The organism is Aurantimonas sp. C2-5-R2, from assembly GCF_036549495.1.
GTDB lineage: Bacteria > Pseudomonadota > Alphaproteobacteria > Rhizobiales > Rhizobiaceae > Aurantimonas > Aurantimonas coralicida_A.
Map to the genome: position 1 here is coordinate 1 of NZ_JAZHLJ010000251.1, position 1,003 is coordinate 1,003.

A 1,003-nucleotide genomic window follows, 5' to 3' on the forward strand; every position below is an offset into this window, starting at 1 on the left:
CTCATGGTGGGTGGCGAGACCGAGTATCGTTTCGAACGAGGCGTGCCTGTAGAAGCGGCGATTATAGCGGAAGACGAACTCGTTGAGATAGGTATCGATATGTTTGCGGCGCAGGCCGTGATACGTGCCCAGCCCCCACCGCTTCATCAACGAGAAGACCCGGTGAATCCATGGCAGCACGACATGCGCTGCCATCTTGCCGACCACCCGCGGGTCATGCCGGTAGTCGGTCAGTCCGGGATAGGATGCGTGGCCGTCGGTGAGCAGCGTGCCCCCAGGCTTCACATTGGCTCTCACGAAGGCCTCGATCGAGGCGGCGGAATTGTCCGCGATCATGGCAAGGCGAATGCGGCCGGATCTCGTATCGAGGTATTTGGCCCCTTTGCGCCGTGGCTTGGCCTCATTCGTGTCGCGATCGATCACCTCGACGGCACCGGCAATGAGGATTTTCCCGGAGTTGCCGGGATCGAAGAACGTGTTGCCAGTTCGGAAAGGGATTTCCGCTTGATCGACTTCAACGACCCCTTCGAGAGGTTCCCGATCCGGATCGACCATCGATCGCCGCAGCTTCTGTGTCAGCAGCCACGCGGTCTTGTAGGTGAGACCGAGTTGATCCTCCAACTGCCGCGCCGACATCCCGTTGGAATGCGTCGACATCAGATGCGCGGCCCAAAACCAAACCGTCAGCGGGAGCTTGGAGCGATGCATCACTGTGCCAGCCGTGATCGAGGTCTGACGACCGCAGTCGAGGCATTCATACGTGTGTGCCCGGCTCTTCAGGATCGCCGCGCGGACGCTACCGCACAGAGGACAGGCGAAGCCGTCAGGCCAGCGCCGTGCGAGCAAAAATGCCGCGCAGCCCGCCTCGTCGGGAAACGCCTCCTGGAATTCTGTAAGCGATCGCGCCCTGGCCATCGGCTGTCCCGTCATAGCCACCGTTCCGGCAGCCCATCCGGGTCAAGATACCACATTTAGGGCGACCTGGGACAACGGGATAAGCCTC

Annotated in this window: 1 protein-coding gene; it reads right to left on the reverse strand. The window is 61.2% G+C overall.

The window, feature by feature from the left end:
* A partial coding sequence (locus VQ044_RS25345) for an IS1595 family transposase (RefSeq protein WP_327650435.1) occupies positions 1–915 on the reverse strand: 915 nt, incomplete at its 3' end.
* Positions 916–1,003 lie beyond the last annotated feature (88 nt).